This is a genomic window from Sphingomonas sp. jy18 (genome assembly GCF_056931895.1).
Window position 1 is genome coordinate 724,902 of sequence record NZ_JBXPBT010000002.1, and the last position, 17,122, is coordinate 742,023.

At 66.3% G+C, this 17,122-nt stretch carries 19 protein-coding genes and 1 pseudogene; all 20 read right to left on the bottom strand.

What is annotated here, in order from left to right; all coding sequences use genetic code 11:
• Position 1 precedes the first annotated feature (1 nt).
• The gene (trbL, locus tag AC0QC4_RS08385) at positions 2-1,357 is read right to left on the bottom strand and encodes a P-type conjugative transfer protein TrbL (RefSeq protein WP_012114978.1); all 1,356 of its coding nucleotides are present in this window, start codon (positions 1,355-1,357) and stop codon (positions 2-4) included.
• Positions 1,358-1,359: 2 nt separating this feature from the next.
• Complete coding sequence (gene trbK-alt, locus AC0QC4_RS08390) at positions 1,360-1,731, bottom strand: putative entry exclusion protein TrbK-alt (RefSeq protein ID WP_012114979.1); 372 nt, start codon at positions 1,729-1,731, stop codon at positions 1,360-1,362.
• A 10-nt stretch (positions 1,732-1,741) separates the two neighbouring features.
• Positions 1,742-2,500 carry a P-type conjugative transfer protein TrbJ gene (gene trbJ / locus AC0QC4_RS08395; protein ID WP_012114980.1) on the bottom strand — a complete coding sequence of 253 codons (759 nt, stop codon included), beginning with the start codon at positions 2,498-2,500 and terminating at the stop codon, positions 1,742-1,744.
• Positions 2,497-4,935: a conjugal transfer protein TrbE gene (gene trbE / locus AC0QC4_RS08400; protein WP_012114981.1), complete on the bottom strand. Its 2,439-nt coding sequence runs from the start codon at positions 4,933-4,935 to the stop codon at positions 2,497-2,499. The genes trbJ and trbE overlap by 4 nt, the downstream gene beginning before the upstream one ends.
• A 13-nt stretch (positions 4,936-4,948) precedes the next feature.
• The gene (locus AC0QC4_RS08405) at positions 4,949-5,221 is read right to left on the bottom strand and encodes a VirB3 family type IV secretion system protein (protein ID WP_012114982.1); all 273 of its coding nucleotides are present in this window, start codon (positions 5,219-5,221) and stop codon (positions 4,949-4,951) included.
• Positions 5,221-5,541 (bottom strand): TrbC/VirB2 family type IV secretion system protein, encoded by a 321-nt coding sequence (locus tag AC0QC4_RS08410; RefSeq protein ID WP_483659370.1) that lies wholly within the window; start codon positions 5,539-5,541, stop codon positions 5,221-5,223. The genes AC0QC4_RS08405 and AC0QC4_RS08410 overlap by 1 nt, the downstream gene beginning before the upstream one ends.
• Before the next feature lie 8 nt (positions 5,542-5,549).
• A complete protein-coding gene (gene trbB, locus AC0QC4_RS08415) occupies positions 5,550-6,578 on the bottom strand; it encodes a P-type conjugative transfer ATPase TrbB (RefSeq protein ID WP_012114984.1) in 1,029 nt (342 codons plus the stop codon).
• Positions 6,579-6,747: 169 nt separating this feature from the next.
• A complete protein-coding gene (locus tag AC0QC4_RS08420; protein ID WP_012114985.1) occupies positions 6,748-7,185 on the bottom strand; it encodes a ribbon-helix-helix protein, CopG family in 438 nt (145 codons plus the stop codon).
• An 11-nt stretch (positions 7,186-7,196) separates the two neighbouring features.
• Entirely contained in the window at positions 7,197-9,188 is a 1,992-nt protein-coding gene (locus AC0QC4_RS08425; RefSeq protein WP_012114986.1) for a conjugal transfer protein TraG, read from the bottom strand.
• A gap of 203 nt (positions 9,189-9,391) precedes the next feature.
• Complete coding sequence (locus tag AC0QC4_RS08430) at positions 9,392-11,515, bottom strand: relaxase/mobilization nuclease domain-containing protein (RefSeq protein ID WP_012114987.1); 2,124 nt, start codon at positions 11,513-11,515, stop codon at positions 9,392-9,394.
• A 214-nt stretch (positions 11,516-11,729) separates the two neighbouring features.
• A complete protein-coding gene (locus AC0QC4_RS08435; protein WP_012114988.1) occupies positions 11,730-12,446 on the bottom strand; it encodes a lytic transglycosylase domain-containing protein in 717 nt (238 codons plus the stop codon).
• A gap of 4 nt (positions 12,447-12,450) precedes the next feature.
• A complete protein-coding gene (locus tag AC0QC4_RS08440; RefSeq protein WP_012114989.1) occupies positions 12,451-12,786 on the bottom strand; it encodes a DUF736 domain-containing protein in 336 nt (111 codons plus the stop codon).
• A 66-nt stretch (positions 12,787-12,852) separates the two neighbouring features.
• Positions 12,853-13,398: a S26 family signal peptidase gene (locus AC0QC4_RS08445; protein ID WP_012114990.1), complete on the bottom strand. Its 546-nt coding sequence runs from the start codon at positions 13,396-13,398 to the stop codon at positions 12,853-12,855.
• Positions 13,395-13,916 (bottom strand): DUF2840 domain-containing protein, encoded by a 522-nt coding sequence (locus AC0QC4_RS08450; RefSeq protein WP_012114991.1) that lies wholly within the window; start codon positions 13,914-13,916, stop codon positions 13,395-13,397. Before AC0QC4_RS08450 ends, AC0QC4_RS08445 begins: the two co-directional genes overlap by 4 nt.
• The gene (locus AC0QC4_RS08455; protein WP_012114992.1) at positions 13,913-14,167 is read right to left on the bottom strand and encodes a hypothetical protein; all 255 of its coding nucleotides are present in this window, start codon (positions 14,165-14,167) and stop codon (positions 13,913-13,915) included. Before AC0QC4_RS08455 ends, AC0QC4_RS08450 begins: the two co-directional genes overlap by 4 nt.
• Positions 14,164-14,817, bottom strand: coding sequence for a ParA family partition ATPase (gene parA, locus AC0QC4_RS08460; protein WP_483659324.1), 654 nt, complete (start codon positions 14,815-14,817; stop codon positions 14,164-14,166). Before parA ends, AC0QC4_RS08455 begins: the two co-directional genes overlap by 4 nt.
• Before the next feature lie 308 nt (positions 14,818-15,125).
• A pseudogene (locus AC0QC4_RS08465) lies at positions 15,126-15,947 on the bottom strand (replication initiator protein A); the annotation flags it as partial.
• A gap of 19 nt (positions 15,948-15,966) precedes the next feature.
• Complete coding sequence (locus AC0QC4_RS08470) at positions 15,967-16,248, bottom strand: helix-turn-helix transcriptional regulator (protein ID WP_012114995.1); 282 nt, start codon at positions 16,246-16,248, stop codon at positions 15,967-15,969.
• A gap of 139 nt (positions 16,249-16,387) precedes the next feature.
• On the bottom strand, positions 16,388-16,921 hold the full coding sequence (locus tag AC0QC4_RS08475; RefSeq protein WP_012114996.1) for a DUF2285 domain-containing protein: 534 nt from the start codon (positions 16,919-16,921) through the stop codon (positions 16,388-16,390).
• Positions 16,922-16,937: 16 nt separating this feature from the next.
• A complete protein-coding gene (locus AC0QC4_RS08480) occupies positions 16,938-17,099 on the bottom strand; it encodes a transcriptional regulator domain-containing protein (RefSeq protein WP_483659372.1) in 162 nt (53 codons plus the stop codon).
• Positions 17,100-17,122: the final 23 nt, after the last annotated feature.

Here is a 17,122-nt window from a genome sequence, read left to right on the forward strand (position 1 = left end):
GTCAGTCGCTTTCGGAAAGGTTGACGGAAGAGCCGCCGCCGTGGCTATCGCCGCCGCGAACGGCGTGAGCGGCGGCCTGGACGCCGTGTGTCATCTGCTGCGAGCGCTTCATGCGCTTGGCCCAGGCCGGCGGCCCGTCTGCGGAGGAAGATGAGGTCGAGGACGCACCTTCGGCCTCGCCGCCGACGGTCCCGGCGGTCGATGACCCGCCGGTTGCGCTGAAGGCGGTGCGCGCGCCGGATCGGTAGCTCTGCTTCAGGCTGTCAGCGGCGCGGCCAGCCGCGCGTTTGAGCGGGGAGGCGGCGGCTTGCGCGCCGGCGCTGGCGACATTGCCGAGGCCGGAGGCGACGGCGGCGGCGCCGGATTCCCCGGCTGCGCCAAGGCTGTAGGCGGTCGATGCGCCGCCAGCCAATGCGGCTCCACCACGAGCAGCGGCGGCCGCGCCACCGGCCAGGGCTGTGCCGCCGGAAGCGACGGCGCCCACTGCGGCAGCGCCGGCCGCGACCGCGCCGCCTGCGGCCAGGCCGGTGCCGATCGCCGCGCCAGCGCCGAGCTGCGGCCCGCCGGAGACGAGGCCATTGGCGATACCGGGACCGAAGATACCGAGGCCAAGCAGCGACAGGGCGGCGAGCACGATCGCCATCGCATCGTCGATCGACGGCGTGGCGCCGCCGAAGCCCGCGGTGAACTCGGAGAACAGGGTCGAACCGATGCCGATAATAACGGCGAGCACCAGCACCTTGATGCCCGACGAAATTACATTGCCGAGCACCCGTTCGGCCATGAAGGCGGATTTACCGAACAGGCCAAAGGGGATCAGCACGAAGCCGGCGAGCGTTGTCAGCTTGAACTCGATCAGGGTGATGAAGAGCTGGATGGCGAGAACGAAGAAGGCGAGCAGCACCAGCACCCAGGCGAACAACATGCAGACGATCTGGATGAAGTTCTCGAAGAACGACCAGTAGCCCATCAGGCTGGAGATGGAGTCGAGCAGCGGTCGTCCGGCGTCGAGGCCGGTCTGCGCCACCTTTCCGGGGCGCAGCAGGTCGGTGACGGTGAAGCTCGTGCCGGACGCCTTCAGGCCCAGGCCGGCGAAGCTCTCGAAGACGATGCGGGCGAGGTTGTTCCAGTTGCCGATGATGTAGGCGAAGACACCGACGAACAGCGTCTTCTTCACCAGCCGGGCGATGATGTTCTCATCCGCGCCCCAGCTCCAGAATAGGGCGGCGAGCGTCACGTCGATGACGATCAGCGTTGTGGCGATGAAGCCGACTTCCGGTTGCAGGAGGCCGAAGCCGCCGTCGATGTAGCGGGTGAAGACCTCGAGGAAATGGTCGATGACGCCGGTGCCGCCCACGATCAGCGTGCCTCCGGTTGAGCCGGTTCCACCTGAATGGTGGGCGCGGCGCTGCCAGGAGCCGTATCGGCGGGCGTGTTCGGGAACAGTGTGGCCCGACCGGACGGCGCTGTCGCCGGCGCGGGTTTCCCAAGGAAGCGCTGACGGCTCTCAGCCCAGGCGCGCAGACAGGACGGATCGCGCGGCCCGGCTTCGCCCATGCCGCTGCACCGCGCCAGTTCCGCATCGAGCGGATCTCGCTCCGTGATGGAACGCATCTGCGTCGTCGGGCTGTTCTGCCGGTCGTCCTTGCGGGTCATTTCGATCGCGGTCGCCGTCACCGCGATCGCGACGAAAACGACAGCGCCGAGGCGCGCGAGGGTCTTGCCGTCCATCGCCTTGCCCTCAATTGCCGTGGAACATCTGCGCGTTGCCGGGCTGATAGCCGGTGCCCGGCGTCAGGAAGCGGCGGCGCTGCTCGCGGCCTTGTTCGGCGGCTGCGGCCTGTTCCGCAGATTGCAGCGCCTGCGCCCGACCGTTGGCGGTGACGACGGCGGTGAGATCGGCGAGCTGCTGCGCCTGAAGGGCGAGAAGCTGATTGCCGGCCTGGGTGGCTTGAAGCGCGCCGGCTGCCGACTGGCTGGCGCCGACCAGTGCAGACATCTGCGTGCGGTTGGTGTCGATGTTACCGACGACGGTGGCCTGCACGCGCATGGCGTCCTGCAAGCCGCCGACTGTATTCTGCCAGCGAGCCTTGGCGTCGGCGATCAGTTGCGTATTCGACGCCGACATCGACACATTGGCGTATTTGGTCTGGAACGCCTGATCGATCTGCTGGACGTCGTAGGCGATGTTCTGCGCCTGCTGGAGCAGTTGTTGGGTGCGCTGCACCGATTGCTGAAGCTGTTGCAGCGACGAATAAGGCAGGCTGGCGAGATTACGGGCCTGATTGATGAGCATCTGCGCTTCGTTCTGAAGCGAGGTGATCTGATTGGTGATCTGCTGAAGGCTGCGCGCGGCCGTCAGCACGTTCTGCACATAGTTCGTCGGGTCATAGACGATCCATTGCGCCTGCGCCGGCGCAGCCCACATCGGGGCGAGAACGACAGGGGTGACGAGCAGCGCGGCGGCGAGCCGCGCCGCGCGGGAGCGCGGCAAGGTCATGGCAGTTTCTCCGTTGTGGTGAGTGTTGGGATGAGGTCGGCCGCCCAGCCGAGATCGCGGTGGCGGAGCCAAGCGGTGAGGAAGCCCGCCTGACCATGTTCGGCGAACAGCCGTGCGATCGCGGTCTGGTCGGTTTTGGAAGACGCGGCGCAGAGCGCTAGGGCGACGTCCGACAGCCCCAACTCGAACAGGCGGTTGCCGCGCCGGGACTGGCAGTAATAGTCGCGCTTGGGCATGGCCCGCGCGATGATCTCGATCTGCCGGTCGTTAAGACCGAAGCGGCGATAGATCGCGGTGATCTGCGGCTCGATGGCTCGCTCGTTCGGCAACAGGAGCCGGGTCTGGCAGCTCTCGATGATCGCAGGCGCGATCGCCGAGCCGTCGATGTCGGACAGCGACTGCGTAGCGAAGATGACGCTGGCGTTCTTCTTGCGGAGGGTCTTCAGCCACTCGCGGAGCTGGCTGGCGAAGCCTTCGTCGTCGAGCGCCAGCCAGCCCTCGTCGATGATGAGAAGGGTCGGCGATCCGTCGAGGCGGTCTTCGATGCGGTGGAACAGATAGGAGAGCACGGCGGGCGCGGCGCCGGTGCCGATCAGCCCTTCGGTCTCGAACGCCTGCACGGTTGCGGTGCCGAGATGCTCACGCTCGGCGTCGAGCAGCCGTCCGTAGGGACCGCCGATGCAATAGGCGCGCAGCGCCTGCTTCAGATCGTTGGACTGGAGCAGGACGCAAAGGCCGGTGATGGTGCGTTCCTCGACCGGCGCCGAGGCCAGCGAAGTCAGCGCCGTCCAGATGTGTTCCTTCACCTCCGGCGTGATGGCGACGCCTTCGCGTGTCAGGATGGCCACGATCCAGTCGGCCGCCCACGCGCGCTCGGGAACATCGTTGATGCCGGCCAGTGGCTGGAGGCTGACCGAGGCTTCCGCTCCATCGGACAGATCGCCACCGAGGTCGTGCCAGTCGCCGCCCATGGCGAGTGCCGCGGCCCGGATCGAGCCGCCGAAATCGAAGGCGAAGACCTGTGCTTGGCGGTAGCGCCGGAACTGCAAGGCCATCAGCGCCAACAACACGGACTTGCCGGCGCCGGTCGGGCCGACGATCAGCGTATGTCCGACATCGCCGACGTGAAGCGAAAACCGGAATGGGGTGGAGCCTTCGGTCTTGCCGAAGAGCAGTGGCGGTGCTGCAAAATGCTCGTCCCGTTCCGGCCCCGCCCACACCGCCGAGAGCGGAATCATGTGAGCGAGATTGAGGGTGGAAACCGGCGGCTGCCGGACATTGGCATAGACATGCCCTGGCAGGCTGCCGAGCCAGGCGTCCACCGCGTTGATGGTCTCGGCCATCACCGTGAAGTCGCGGCCCTGAATGACCTTCTCGACCAGGCGCAGCTTCTCGTCAGCGGTGCGCGGATCGGCGTCCCACACCGTCACCGTCGCGGTGACATAGGCGATACCGGCATAGTCGGCGCCGAGTTCCTGTAGCGCGAGATCGGCGTCCGCGGCCTTGTTCGACGCATCGGTGTCCACGAGAACGGACGCCTCGTTGGTCATCACCTCCTTGAGGATCGCCGCGACGGATTTGCGCTTGGCGAACCATTGCCGCCGGATCTTGGTCAGCAGCTTTGTCGCGTCGGTTTTGTCGAGCAGGATCGCGCGGGTGCTCCACCGATAGGGAAAGGCGAGCCGATTCAGCTCGTCGAGCAGGCCGGGCGTGGTCGCAGTGGGGAAACCGGTGACGGTGAGCACGCGCAAGTGCGATTGTCCGAGGCGAGGCTCCAGCCCGCCGGTCAGCGGCTGGTCGGCCAGCAGCGCGTCGAGATAAATCGGGGTTTCGGGCACCCGGACGCGGTGCCGGTGCGTGGAAACGCAGCCATGCAGATAGGTCAGCGTCTCGCCGTCATCGAGCCAGCGGCATTCCGGCATGAAGGCTTCGACCAGGCGCAGCAGCCGGTCGGTGCGGTCGGTGAAACCGCCCATCGCTTCGTGCGGATCGAGCCCCTTCTGGTCACGGCCCTCATAGAGCCAGCTTTCGGCGCGAGCCGCGTCTTCGGCCGGCGGCAGGTAGGTGAAGGTCAGGAAGTAGCTGGACTCGAAATGCGCCCCGGCCTCCTCGAAGTCAGCCTTGCGCTCGGCGTCGACCAGGGCGGAAGCGGCATCGGGAAAACTGCTGTCGGGATAGCGGTTCGAGGGATGGCGCTGCGCCTCGACAAAGATCGCCCAACCCGAGCCGAGGCGGCGGAAAGCGTTGTTGAGGCGACCGGCGACGGCGACCAGTTCAGCCGGCACCGCGGAATCGAGATCCGGCCCCCGGAACCTCGCCGTGCGTTGAAAGCTGCCATCCTTGTTGAGCACGACGCCGGTGCCGACGAGCGCCGCCCAGGGCAGGAAATCGGCGAGCCGGGTGTTCTTGTTGCGATATTCGGCGAGGTTCATCATCGTAGCGCGCTCCTTAAACCGAGAGGTGCGCGGGGATGCGCAAGTGTCGGCGGCCGACATCGACGAACAGCGGATCGCGTTTGGCCGCCCACACCGCCGCGAAATGGCCGATGGCCCAGACGATGAGGCCGACCAGCCAGAGGCGCAGGCCCAAGCCGAGCGCACCGGCCAGCGTGCCGTTCATGATGGCGATGGCGCGCGGAGCGCCGCCGAGCAGGATCGGCTCGGACAGTGCTCTGTGAACCGCCACGGTGAAGCCCGGCACGTCGTCGGCCACCCCCGCCATCAGACGAGCGCCCCGCCGCCGAACGAGAAGAACGACAGAAAGAAGCTCGACGCCGCAAAGGCGATCGACAGGCCGAAGACGATCTGGATCAGGCGACGGAACCCCCCGGAGGTGTCGCCGAAGGCCAACGTCAGTCCGGTCGTGATAATGATGATGACGGCGACGATCTTGGCCACCGGCCCTTCGATCGACTGAAGGATGGATTGCAGCGGTGCTTCCCACGGCATGGATGAACCGGAGGCATGGGCGGGCGCCGCCATCACGACGGAGAGCGTGGCGACGGACAGCGCCGAGACGAGGCGATGGCGCGTTTGATGCAGGCGTTGGATCACAGGGTTTCTCCTTCAAGGCTGGTGGGGTTGAGAGAGGCCGCGCGGTCGTCGCTCCCGGAGGCTGGTGCGTCGGCGGGCGTGACGCGGTAATCGCCGTCCGGGCCGAGGCCCTCGACGCGGACGAGTTCGGAGAGGCGGCGTGCCGAGCCGCGGCCGGAGAGCACGGCTACGAGGTCGATCGTTTCAGCGATCAGCGCGCGCGGGACGGTGACGACGGCTTCCTGGATGAGCTGTTCCATCCGCCGCAGCGCGCCGATGGCGCTGCCGGCGTGAATCGTGCCGACGCCGCCGGGATGGCCGGTGCCCCAGGCTTTGAGGAGGTCGAGCGCCTCGGCGCCACGCACCTCGCCGATCGGGATGCGGTCGGGGCGCAGGCGCAGCGAGGACCGGACGAGATCGGAGAGCGAGGCGACGCCATCCTTGGTCCGCATGGCGACGAGGTTGGGCGCGGCGCATTGCAGCTCGCGCGTGTCTTCGATGATGACGACGCGATCGGAGGTCTTCGCTACCTCGGCCAACAACGCATTGGTCAGCGTCGTCTTCCCGGTCGAGGTGCCGCCGGCGACAAGAATGTTGGCGCGGGTAGCGACGCCGGCCCGCAGCGCCTCGGCCTGCGTGACGGACATGATCCCCGCGCGGACATAATCGTCGAGCGTGAACACGGCGACGGCGGGCTTGCGGATGGCGAAGGCCGGGGCCGCGACCACCGGGGGCAACAACCCCTCGAACCGCTCCCCCGTCTCGGGCAACTCGGCCGAGACACGCGGGCTGCCGGTGTGGACTTCGGCGCCGACATGGTGCGCGACCAGGCGCACGATGCGCTCGCCGTTGGCGGGAGACAGCCGCTCGCCCGTGTCGGCCAGCCCTTCGGCGAGCCGGTCGATCCAGATACGCCCGTCGGGGTTCAGCATCACCTCGACGACGGAGGCGTCTTCCATGAAGCGGGCGATGGCGGGACCGAGCGCCGTGCGCAGCATCCGTGCGCCACGCGCCAGCCCTTCTGAATTGTGCTGAGAAATCGCCATCTGATCCCCGATCCAACCGGGATAAGCTCAGACGCTCCCCGGACGGGGATGATTAAAAGAGCCAGAAATCAGGCCAGTTCAACAAGAGTTGGTCGTAGTAGTAGCGTGGCGCGCAAATACAGGAGAAAGGCGGAGTTGAGTCTTTATGCCGGCCTCGTCTGGCAGCCATTCACCCCTGATCGGCGGCCTTGTCGCGGCGTGAGTCGATGTCGCGCGACAGATCTTTGAGGAACCGATCGCCGGTCGCCAGCTTCCGGCCGAGTGTTTGCAGGAAACCCTCGAACCGTTCCATGCCCTTGGCGCGCGCCGATGGATGTGCGGCGTCAGGCAATGGCGGGGTGAGAGTCATCCAGAAGCGGATGAACAGCGAGAGCGTCTCGCCGAGAATGGCGAGATCTTCGTCCATGCCGTCGATCTGGCGCCCGATCCTGTCCATGCGACGAGCAAAGACGGCCTCCAGCCGTTCGGAGGCGTCGGCTGAGAGGAAAGACGCGACGGCAGCTTCGATTACAGCGGACTTCGAGACGCGGCGCCGGAGCGCCAGCGCCTCGACCTTCCTCAACAATTCCGGCTCGAAATAGACGTTCATGCGGGTTTTGGTCTGCATGGTTGGCCCTGCTACAACTCGATGCCATCGGCCGGGTCCATTGTCGCCTGCCGGGCGATAGATGTGACCTGACGACGAAGGCTGCGGGCCTTGGCGGCGTCCGTGTCCGGCTCGTCGTCGAGCAGGGCGAACTCTCCAATTGCCGGACGCTCGGGGGGTGCGATCTCTTCATGCTCCGGCAATTCCGGCTCGCGGCGGATACCTGCATTGGCCGGATCGGTGATCGGGCCGGTTTCGGTATTGGCCGTTACGCCGGCCGATGCGGTCGGGATCGCCAGTGCGGACCAATCATCGGTGGGCGGCTTGGCCGAGCCTTTTGTGGCTGCGGATTTCGGCGGCGGCATGATCCGCTCACGGAACCGCGCATCCTCGTAGTAGCGGGCCTTCTTCGCGCGCACCGGCGGGACGCCCGCGACCAGCAGCAATTCATCGGCGGGTGGAAGCTGCATGACCTCGCCGGGAGTAAGCAACGGCCTGGCCGTCTCCTGCCGCGACACCATGAGATGCCCCAGCCAGGGCGAAAGCCGGTGGCCGGCATAGTTGGTGGAATCGCGCATCTCGGTCGCGGTGCCCAATGCGTCCGACACGCGCTTGGCTGTGCGCTCGTCGTTGGTGGCGAAGGCGACGCGGACATGGCAGTTGTCGAGCACGCTGTTGTTGGCGCCATACGCCTTTTCGATCTGGTTGAGGCTCTGCGCGATCAAAAAGCTCTTGATCCCGTAGCCCGCCATGAAAGCCAGCGCGGACTCGAAGAAATCCAACCTTCCCAGCGCCGGAAACTCGTCGAGCATCAACAGCAGCCGGTGGCGATTGGCCGAGGTCGTCAGGTCTTCGGTCAAGCGCCGCCCGACCTGATTGAGCAGCAGGCGGATCAGCGGTTTGGTGCGGTTGATGTCCGACGGCGGCACCACGAGGTAGAGGCTGACGGGCCTGTCGCCCGAGACGAGATCGGCGATGCGCCAGTCGCAGCGCGCCGTCACTTTCGCCACCACGGGATCACGATAGAGGCCGAGGAACGACATGGCGGTCGACAGCACGCCCGATCGTTCGTTGTCGCTCTTGTTCAGCAGCTCGCGCGCCGACGACGCGATGACGGGATGCACGCCGGCCTCGCCGAGATGCGGGGTATTCATCATGGCGCGCAACGTCGCCTCGACGGGTCGCTTCGGATCGGACAGGAAATTGGCGACGCCCGCCAGCGTCTTGTCGGCTTCCGCGTAGAGAACATGCAGGATCGCGCCGACCAGAAGCGAATGGCTGGTCTTTTCCCAATGGTTCCTTTTGTCCAAAGCACCTTCGGGATCGACGAGGATATCGGCGATGTTCTGCACGTCGCGGACTTCTTTGTCGCCGCGCCGCACCTCGAGCAGCGGATTATAGGCCGACGAGGTGGGATTGGTCGGATCGAACAGCAGCACGCGGCCGTGCCGAGAGCGGAAGCCGGCGGTCAGCCCCCAATTCTCCCCCTTGATGTCATGGATGATCGTGCTGCCGGGCCAGGTCAGCAGGGTCGGTACGACGAGACCGACGCCCTTGCCCGATCTGGTCGGCGCGAAGCACAGCACATGCTCCGGGCCATCGTGGCGGAGATAGTCGCGGTCATAGCGACCAAGCACCACGCCGTCCGCGCCGAGCAATCCGGCTGCCTTGATCTCGTTCAGCTCGGCCCAGCGCGCCGAGCCATAGGTGACGACGTTCTTCGCGTCCCGCGCTCGGATCACAGACAGGGTGATGGCGACGACGATCGAGACCAAGCCGCCCGATACCGCGATCATGGCGCCTTCGAGGAAAATCGACGGCGCATAGGCGTCGAACGAGAACCACCACCAGAAGAAGATCGGCGGGTAATAGACCGGCCAACCCGCTACCACGAACCACGGCTGTCCGAGCTGCGCCTGAAACCCGAGACGCCATGCCGTCCATTCCGTTGCGCACCATATCGCGGTGAGCACGATGGCGAGGACGATTGCGACTTGTCCCCAAAGGACACGGCTTCCAGACATAGAGGCTCCGACCGGCAAAAGAGTGGAGCCGATCAAAGAATATCCGTTATGGCGAGAAGCAACAGAAAATCCGAAGCGTCGAGATTTCGGATGCTGTGGCTGACAAATCGGACGGTCGACGTCCAGGCGCCACGCCTCGACTACTGTTCTGCTGCCCCGAAGGTTGGCCATCCCAGGCCGTCATCGGTTCAGATCGGTCTGCATCAAAGCCCCAATCCTCTCTGCCGCCCCAGTTGCCACGACACCGATCCCCCTCGCACGATGCCCATGACCTCGCGGCCGAGCTGACGGTCGATGACCGGCCGCCACGGAACAAGGGTGAACTCGTGTGACTTCTCGACGATGGCGAACTTGCCGCTGGCGAGCTGCGTGGTTCCAGTGAAGGCGCCGGTTAAGGTCTCGCCATCGGCGGCCTTTCGGAAGGGGAGCGACTTCTTTGCCGCCAGTTCTTCGCCCGCGCGGGCAACCTCGCGCTCCTGAAGCGTGGCGATCAGGTTGCGCCGATAGGCGACGCGGCCGTCCGGCTGACGGGCGGCGTCGCCATGCTCGATATGATGTTCGCGGCGGCGCTCCATGGCCGCGCGCATCTGTTCACCGAAGCCGGCCGGCGACAGGTCCGATCCGTCCGCGCTGAGGAGGCGCCGGTCCAGCCAGGTCGCCCCATCCGATCCGATCTGGCGTTCCAGATCGAAGGTCGAGAGGATGCGGATATTGGCTCGGCTACTCCGCCCTGCATCGTGGGTGGCGGCGCGTGCCTCGAAATCATCGGGGATGCGCCATTGGTCAGCGTCGATACGCTCCACGATCCCGGCCCGGCGCAACGCCTCCAGCCGCCGGACATGGGCGTCCACGAATCCCTGATAGTCGCCGTTCGGCACTTGGCCGTCGAACCGCGCCTGCTCCAGATGACGGCTCGGCCGATAGACGCCATCCGCGGCCATGCCGGCGATGGCGCGGTCGGATGGACGGCCGGCGCTGTCCGGTGGCCCGATCTCGATGATGCTGCCGATGCGGATGTCCTCGACCCGCGCGGCGTCGATACCGGAGACATGGTGCGTTCGCCCGTCGATGCCATCGACCACAAGCGTCAGGTGTTCGCCCAGCTCGTCGGACAGATGCTTGTCGATGACGCGGCCGATGATCGGCGTCTCGGGCGCGCTATCGTGAATCTGGAAACTCATCGGGTCGCGTTCCACGCCCTCGGCCAGATGCGCTTGCTGCATGATGCGGATGATGTCGCCGCGCTCTCCCATTTGGCGCAGCGTTGGTTCCAGCCGGTCGCTCAATTCCCAGATGCCGGACGCATGTTCCGTGGCAAGGCCCATGTCGTTCAGCTTGCCGAGACGACGTAGGCGCAGCGTCCGGTCGGACTGGCCGCGCAAGTCGCCCGGTTCATGGCGCAGGTCTATGAAGCGATCTTCCGCCTCGCCGATCATCGCCCGGTCGATGCGGGTGAGGCGGTCCTGGTCGATCTCGGCCAAGAGCTTGCGGCGGTGCTCGATCTCGGTGACGGGTCCGAGTTCCAACGTCGCTAGTTCGCTGGCCCGCTCGCGGATGCCATTGGCGAGATAATCGCCATTGATGACGAGATCCTCGTCGAGGGCGTCGCGGCCGTTGACGATGACATGCACATGCGGATGGCCGGTGTTGTGGTGATTGACGGCGACCCAATCCAGCTTCGTGCCGAGGTCGGTTTGGACCTGGGCCATCAGTTCGCGGGTGTAGCCGGTCAGGTCGGCAAGATCGGCGGCGTCTTCCGGTGACACGATGAACCGGAACTGGTGGCGGTCGTCCTGACCGCGATCGAGGAAGGCGTCGCCATCGGCACGGTCTTCCGTCGCCGAGTAGATCTGGCCGCGTTCGCCATCGCGAGCCGTCCCGTCGCGCTGGATGTAGCGCAGATGGGCGCCGGCCTTGCCACTGCGACCGGCGGCGCGAACCGACCGGGACTTGACGATCACGCGGCGGCTGCCGGCCTTACGATGGGTCCACCCGTTCGACAGGTTGCGGGCGCGAACGAAGGATGCGCCGCGCCCCCGCTGCACGCCTCGGCCAGAGGCGACGACACTCTGACCATTCATCGAGCGGCCGGAGCCACTGCTCTGGGTCGAGCGGTTGCGGCCGGTCCCGGCCTGTTGCTGGCGGGCGATCTTGCGAAGCTGGCTGAGGAAACTCTTGGCCTGTCCGGCCTTCGCTCCGTTGGAGCGGATGCGGCCGGGCTTCGGCCGAAAATGATCGTCGTCGCTCATGGCTCCTGATCCGCCAGAAACCGGCGATTTCGGGCGAGGGTGCCGTGAGAAACGCTGAAAATGTTGGGTTTCCGGCATCTCGCAGCGCTACGGCGGCTCAGAGACGGTGCCGCCCAAAACAGTGTGCAGACAAGGGCTTGCCCCCCGGATCGGACCCATGGGGTGCCGTCCGCTTTAATCTTGCCCTCCCGCCTTCCTCCCTGTTCCGCCCCCATTGCCCACGGATGAGACTGTCGCCAGCCCCATCCGCTGCACACTGAAACTTCCTGCCGGGCGGACCGGATCATGGGCCTCATGGCTGTCGTCCCGTATCCGCCCGCGCCACGAACAGACCGCCCGACTGCGGCACGATGGCGGAAACATCGCGCATGTCCGGGATCGTGTCCGCGTCATTGGAGGAGCGCCCGACCGGCACAAGAGCGGTTGACGTGCGACGCTCCGATTGCGCGATGAACAGTGGTGCTTGAGTCCAAGCGAGCGGATCGGCAGCGGCGACCAAAATCGGCGTCGGTGCATCGCCACCGCCAAGAGAGGGCGCGACATTGGCGACATAGGCGCGCGTTTCGGCCGGTAGGAGACGGCCCTTCAGCGAGTCCTCGTAACGTCCGGGACCGGCGTTGTAGGCTGCGATCCAGCCGGGCGAGCCGTAGCGGTCGTATAGCTCGCGGATATAGGCCGCGCCCGCGATGATATTGTCGTGGGGGTCGTAGGGATCGGCGCCGAGGCGGTAGCGATCCCGCAAACCCGCCCAGGTCTTCGGCATGATCTGCATCAATCCCATCGCGCCCTTGGGGGAGATGGCGCGGGGATCGCCGTTGCTCTCCGCCTTCATCACCGCACGAATCCATGCTGCGGGAAGCTCGAAGCGTTGCGCCGCCTCGGCGACGAGTTCGCCGAGAAAGTCACGGACGGGTGCAGGGGCGGAGTTCGACGGTTGTGCGAAGACTGGAACGGTCAGCGCGCAACCGAACGACAGACCGATAAGGAGAAGAAGGGAGGTACGCCGCATCGTCTCAGTCCCTTCCGTCGCGCTTCTGCGGACGGTTCCAATGCAGCGACCAGGCGCTGCCGGTATCGTCGTCCCGGAACAGGTTGGCGCGGATCGGCCGCGGCAGCGTGGGATCGTCGATCAGCAGGGCGATGTATTCGCCTGCGCGCTCGCCAGTGCGTTTCCAGCCCGCGCCGATCTCCGGGCCGTCATCGCCGCCGTGATGGATGCGATAGTCCGGGGCGTTCTCAGCCTCGGACGGCTCGGTAGGAACGACGGTGACTTCGCTGAAAAGCGTCAGGGTATGGATGCGCCCGACAAAACCGGATGTCTCACGGGTGAATGTGCCGATCTGTGACATGATGGTCTCCATGGCGGCGGTGTGGTTGAACCGTCGGCGGGCGCCGCTCCCGACGACGGGAAGCGGTCAGCGTGCCGTCGCGCGCCAGACGAAGCGGCCGTCGCCGGCCTCGTCGGTGTAGAGCGGCGTCGCCTTGCCGATGACCGCGCGCGTCGGAAGCGGGCCGAAGTAGCGACCGTCCAGACTGTCGTGCGCGTCGGGATTCATGAGGAAGATGTCGCCATCCGCGATGCGGCGGCAGCCTTGCCAGACGGGCAATGGGCGGCCGAGTCGGTCGCGGTCGAGCGCCTCGCCGAGCGGCACGGCATCGACGGTGATGGTGTTGCCGGTGCGGCAGACCCGTTGACCGGGAAGCCCCATGACGCGCTTCATCAGCGGCACGTCGCGGCCGATATAGCCGCGAGCGACCATGAAGTCGGACAGTGGCTTGTCTGGCATGGCCGCGACGAGATCGCCGACTTCCAAATGGCGCGTCGGGCCAAGGTCGTAGAGACCGACCGGCACGCTGGCCGAGGCATTCCAGACGAGGCGCGGCGCGATCGGGATGAAAGCGGCGACGGCGACGCCCATCGTCACGAAATACGTCACCATGACATAGCCGAAGCGAGTCACAGTTCGATCTCCCGGCGCTTGAGCCACGCCTGATGGCGCTCCGTCGAATAGGCGCGGGGCTGGTGCCCGGCGCCGATCCGGTTGCCGACATGCCGCCAATGATCGGGGGCTACGTCCCAGGCGTCGATGCCGAGGGCTTCCACGGCGTCGATGTGACGAAGCACCCGTTCGACCTTGGGCCAGCCCTCGATTTTCAACAGGATCTCGCCGCCGGGACGCACGAAGGGCAGCGTCTGGTAAGCTTCGCCCGGCGCAACCGCGCGCACGATGTCGATGCGCGAGATGATCGTGCCGAAGTCGTTGGAGGCCCAGCGCACGAAGGCGAAGATGCTGCCTGGCCGATAGGAGAAGACACGGCGGCGGCGGTCGAGCACCTGCTCATGGGCTTCGCGACCGAACCTGATCCAGTTCTCGATCCGCTTCTCGACGTGGGTCAGTTCGACATGGGTGAGGCTGTCGGCGAGATGCGCGCGCGGCATGGGGCCGCTTTGCACGCGGGGAACCGCGGCGTCGGTCATGATGGGTCTCCTTCGATGGTCGGGGGAAATTCGCGCGCGAGCAGGTCGCGCAGCATGTCGGCGACGGTGACGCCGCGCCCGAACGCGACGATCTTGATGCGGCCGCGTAGTGCGGGCGTTACGTCGATGGTCAGCCGGGCGGTGAAGCTGCCGGAATCGCCATCGCGCGACGGCGTATCGGTCGCCCTGACCCAGCGGTCGAGATCGGCAGGCCGGGACGCGAAGCCGTTGCGGGTTGGGCGCTGGCTCATCGCACCGACCTCCCGATGCTCAAGCGCGAGATCGCGTCCGCCAGCGCCGCGATCTCGCGCGCGGCGGGCGTGTCATCGTCCAGCTCGGAGACTAGGCGACCGGACTGCGCGGCGACCGCGAAAGCGACGCGCTGGCCGATGGTGGCGGCAAGGACCGGCGGGTCGTGGTCGGCCAGCGTCTCGGCCGTCTCACGGGCAAGCACAGTGCGCGCACCGCAGCGGTTCAGCACAAAGCGCGCGGCCAGCTCAGGCCGGTAGATGCGCGCCTCGGAGACGAGCGCCAGCATCTCGGCAGAGGCCCAGCCGTCGAACGGCGACGGCTGCACCGGGATCAGGACTAGGTCGGCGGCGAGCAGCGCCGAGCGCATCAGTCCGGCGACGCGCGGCGGCCCGTCAATAACGATATGATCGGCGTCGCGGGCCAGTTCGGGCGCTTCCCGATGCAAGGTGTCACGGGCCAGACCGACAACGCCGAATAGGCGCGCGAGCCCCTCGCGGCTTCGCTGCTGCGACCAGTCGAGCGCCGAGCCTTGCGGGTCCGCGTCGATCAGGGTGACGCGCTGGCCACGGCTGGCCCATTCGCCCGCGAGATTCAGGGTCAGCGTCGTCTTGCCGACGCCGCCCTTCTGATTGAGGAGAGCGACGATCATCGGCCGCCTCCCGGACGGAAGGGGAGCTGAGGAAGCGGATGCGTGTCGGCTGCCTTGGGGGTGTTGGTGCGCCGTTTGCCGGTGACGCTGAGCGCCTTCGTGGCTTGCCGAACGAGGTTTTCCACCTCGCGGGCGCGCTCTTCAAAGTTAGATTCTCTGTTAGACTCTAAGTTAAGGGCGCGATTTTCGCTTTTCTTGCCGTGGGTTAAGGCCGGTTTGGGTTCCCGTTGGCACGAGGGGGCGGTTCCTGATGGCACGGGCCTTCGGGTTCCCGATGGCACGAAGCCGCCCACAGGTTTTCCACAGGCCGGCGCCGGCTCGAAAGCGAGCAGCGTGCGGCCTCCCGCCTCGATCTCCAGGAACAGCCTGTAACCGGGGAGCGGCTGGCGGCGGATGATGTCGCGCAGCTCGAAGGCGAAGCGCTTGAACGGCGACAGGGCGCCGGACTTCTGATGAAGGTGGCGGAAGTCGAAGCGCCAGCCATTGCGCTGGCGACCGCCATGCTTGCGGACGATCCGGTAGAGCCAGCGGTCGAGCCCGCCCGTGAGATCAAAATAGGCTCGGTCGATCGTCAGCACGAGCGCGTCGTCGAGCACCGCTCGGTAGAACCAGTCGGGCACGATCAGCTCGATCCCGTCCGGCTTGCCGCTCCGGTCGGTACGTTCCTTCCATTCATTGATCCACGAAAAGCGGTGCCGCCGGCCTTCGGCAGGTTGGCGGATGGAGGTGCAGATCGTCGTCGATTGCAGCCGGTCGAGCGCCGCCTTGAGGCGCTGATAATCGCGCAGCGACGTGCCGCGGCCGATGAACTTCAGGATTTCATAGGGGGTGGCGACCATCAGGCGCGAGGTGCGAAGCCCCGTGTCGCGCGCCTCGACGATCTGGCTCGCCGCCCAGATCAGGATGTCGGCGTCCCAGATGGTCGCCATGCCGTGATCGGCCACGGCCTCGACGCGGATCGACACGCCGCCGGCGTTGAAATCTATCGGCGCGGTGCGGTGGGATTTGGAAAGGGAGAAGAAGGGATAGGCCATGAGATCCTGCGCGTCTCGGGCAGCGAACTCGCCAGGGAGCGCCCGAAACAGGTCGAGCTGTCCGCGCTCCGATGGGTGTTGTTGCCGCGCCGCCATTGGTGGGTTTCGCCAGCGATCAGCGTGGGTATCGACCGGCATGGGCGGGCGGCGCCGGCGTACGACGCTTGGCGGGAAGGATCGAACCGCGCGGATCGGATGTCGAGGTGACGGCGCCGCGCGCCGCCCAGGCTTCGAGATCGTCGACGGCATAGACGACGCGGCCGCCGAGCTTGCGATAGGCGGGGCCGGTGCCATAGGTCCGGTGCTTTTCGAGGGTGCGGGCGGACAGGCTGAGGAACTCGGCGGCTTCCTTGGTGCGCAGGAAGCGTGGCGGGAGAACGGTGAGGTCGGGTCGCATGGATGGGGCCTCCGTGAGCTTCGTGAAGGCCGCTGGAGATCAGCGGCGGACGAAGGCCACGATGGCGAAGCAGGACCGGCGGGATGCAGGGCGAAGTCAGGGGGTATGAAATCGCCCACCGCTTACGGTGCCGGCGCGGTCAGTTCTGGCGGTGATGTCGGAGCAAGGCGCGATAGCCGCCGGCGATCATGGCGCGCGCATCCCGCAACAGGGATTTGATGGTGTGACGGGCGGAAGCGTCCTGCCATTCTTGGCGATCGAGTCGGGCGATGTGGAACACGACCTGCGCGATCTCCCTCTGCGTCGCGCCATCGCGGTGGCCATCGAAGCACTGCAACATCCTGCGCAATCGCAGGCGTTGTTGCCGCGTCAGCCGTGTATCCGGTGGAACCGTCCGGCCATGAAGGGCGGCCAGCAGGCGGCGAAGGGATTCGAGCCGGTCGAGCCCGTCCCGATCGAGCGGAATGATGGCGGCAAGCGGCTGGCCGAGCATCGCGTCCGGTTCGATGACGAGCTGGACGCGCTGGCCGTTGCCGAGATCGTAGAGAAGGACGTCTTCGCTATCGTCTGCAATGCGACCGGCGGTCTCGAACGTCGGCGGCAGTACGGCGTCCGCAGTCAGACCTGCGGGCGCTAACCCCAGAAAGAGGGTGCTCGTGTCGTCTTCGGGCAACCAAGCGATGTGGGCTTCAGATGGAGGCTCCAGCGGGTCGACGGGGAAATCGCAACCCCCACCGCCGCCGGATCTTGTCGGTCAGCGTCCGGACGTCGGTCTTTCCCGCGCGCAGCTCCTGGTATGTAGATTTCCGCTGAGAAGTGACCCGGTAGGGGCATAAATTTCCATTGAGAATTGACCCATGTTTGAACCCGCCCC

What these genes read in the sequence shown, in the direction of transcription:
- AC0QC4_RS08435 (WP_012114988.1), bottom strand. Translation starts at nt 12,446, where the DNA reads ATGCGGCGTACCTCCCTTCTTCTCCTTATCGGTCTGTCGTTCGGTTGC.
- trbB (WP_012114984.1), bottom strand. Translation starts at nt 6,578, where the DNA reads ATGGCGATTTCTCAGCACAATTCAGAAGGGCTGGCGCGTGGCGCACGG.
- AC0QC4_RS08430 (WP_012114987.1), bottom strand. Translation starts at nt 11,515, where the DNA reads ATGCCGGAAACCCAACATTTTCAGCGTTTCTCACGGCACCCTCGCCCG.
- trbE (WP_012114981.1), bottom strand. Translation starts at nt 4,935, where the DNA reads ATGATGAACCTCGCCGAATATCGCAACAAGAACACCCGGCTCGCCGAT.
- AC0QC4_RS08420 (WP_012114985.1), bottom strand. Translation starts at nt 7,185, where the DNA reads ATGCAGACCAAAACCCGCATGAACGTCTATTTCGAGCCGGAATTGTTG.
- AC0QC4_RS08455 (WP_012114992.1), bottom strand. Translation starts at nt 14,167, where the DNA reads ATGAGCCAGCGCCCAACCCGCAACGGCTTCGCGTCCCGGCCTGCCGAT.
- parA (WP_483659324.1), bottom strand. Translation starts at nt 14,817, where the DNA reads ATGATCGTCGCTCTCCTCAATCAGAAGGGCGGCGTCGGCAAGACGACG.
- AC0QC4_RS08450 (WP_012114991.1), bottom strand. Translation starts at nt 13,916, where the DNA reads ATGACCGACGCCGCGGTTCCCCGCGTGCAAAGCGGCCCCATGCCGCGC.
- trbJ (WP_012114980.1), bottom strand. Translation starts at nt 2,500, where the DNA reads ATGACCTTGCCGCGCTCCCGCGCGGCGCGGCTCGCCGCCGCGCTGCTC.
- AC0QC4_RS08405 (WP_012114982.1), bottom strand. Translation starts at nt 5,221, where the DNA reads ATGGCGGGGGTGGCCGACGACGTGCCGGGCTTCACCGTGGCGGTTCAC.
- AC0QC4_RS08440 (WP_012114989.1), bottom strand. Translation starts at nt 12,786, where the DNA reads ATGTCACAGATCGGCACATTCACCCGTGAGACATCCGGTTTTGTCGGG.
- trbK-alt (WP_012114979.1), bottom strand. Translation starts at nt 1,731, where the DNA reads ATGGACGGCAAGACCCTCGCGCGCCTCGGCGCTGTCGTTTTCGTCGCG.
- AC0QC4_RS08425 (WP_012114986.1), bottom strand. Translation starts at nt 9,188, where the DNA reads ATGTCTGGAAGCCGTGTCCTTTGGGGACAAGTCGCAATCGTCCTCGCC.
- AC0QC4_RS08470 (WP_012114995.1), bottom strand. Translation starts at nt 16,248, where the DNA reads ATGCGACCCGACCTCACCGTTCTCCCGCCACGCTTCCTGCGCACCAAG.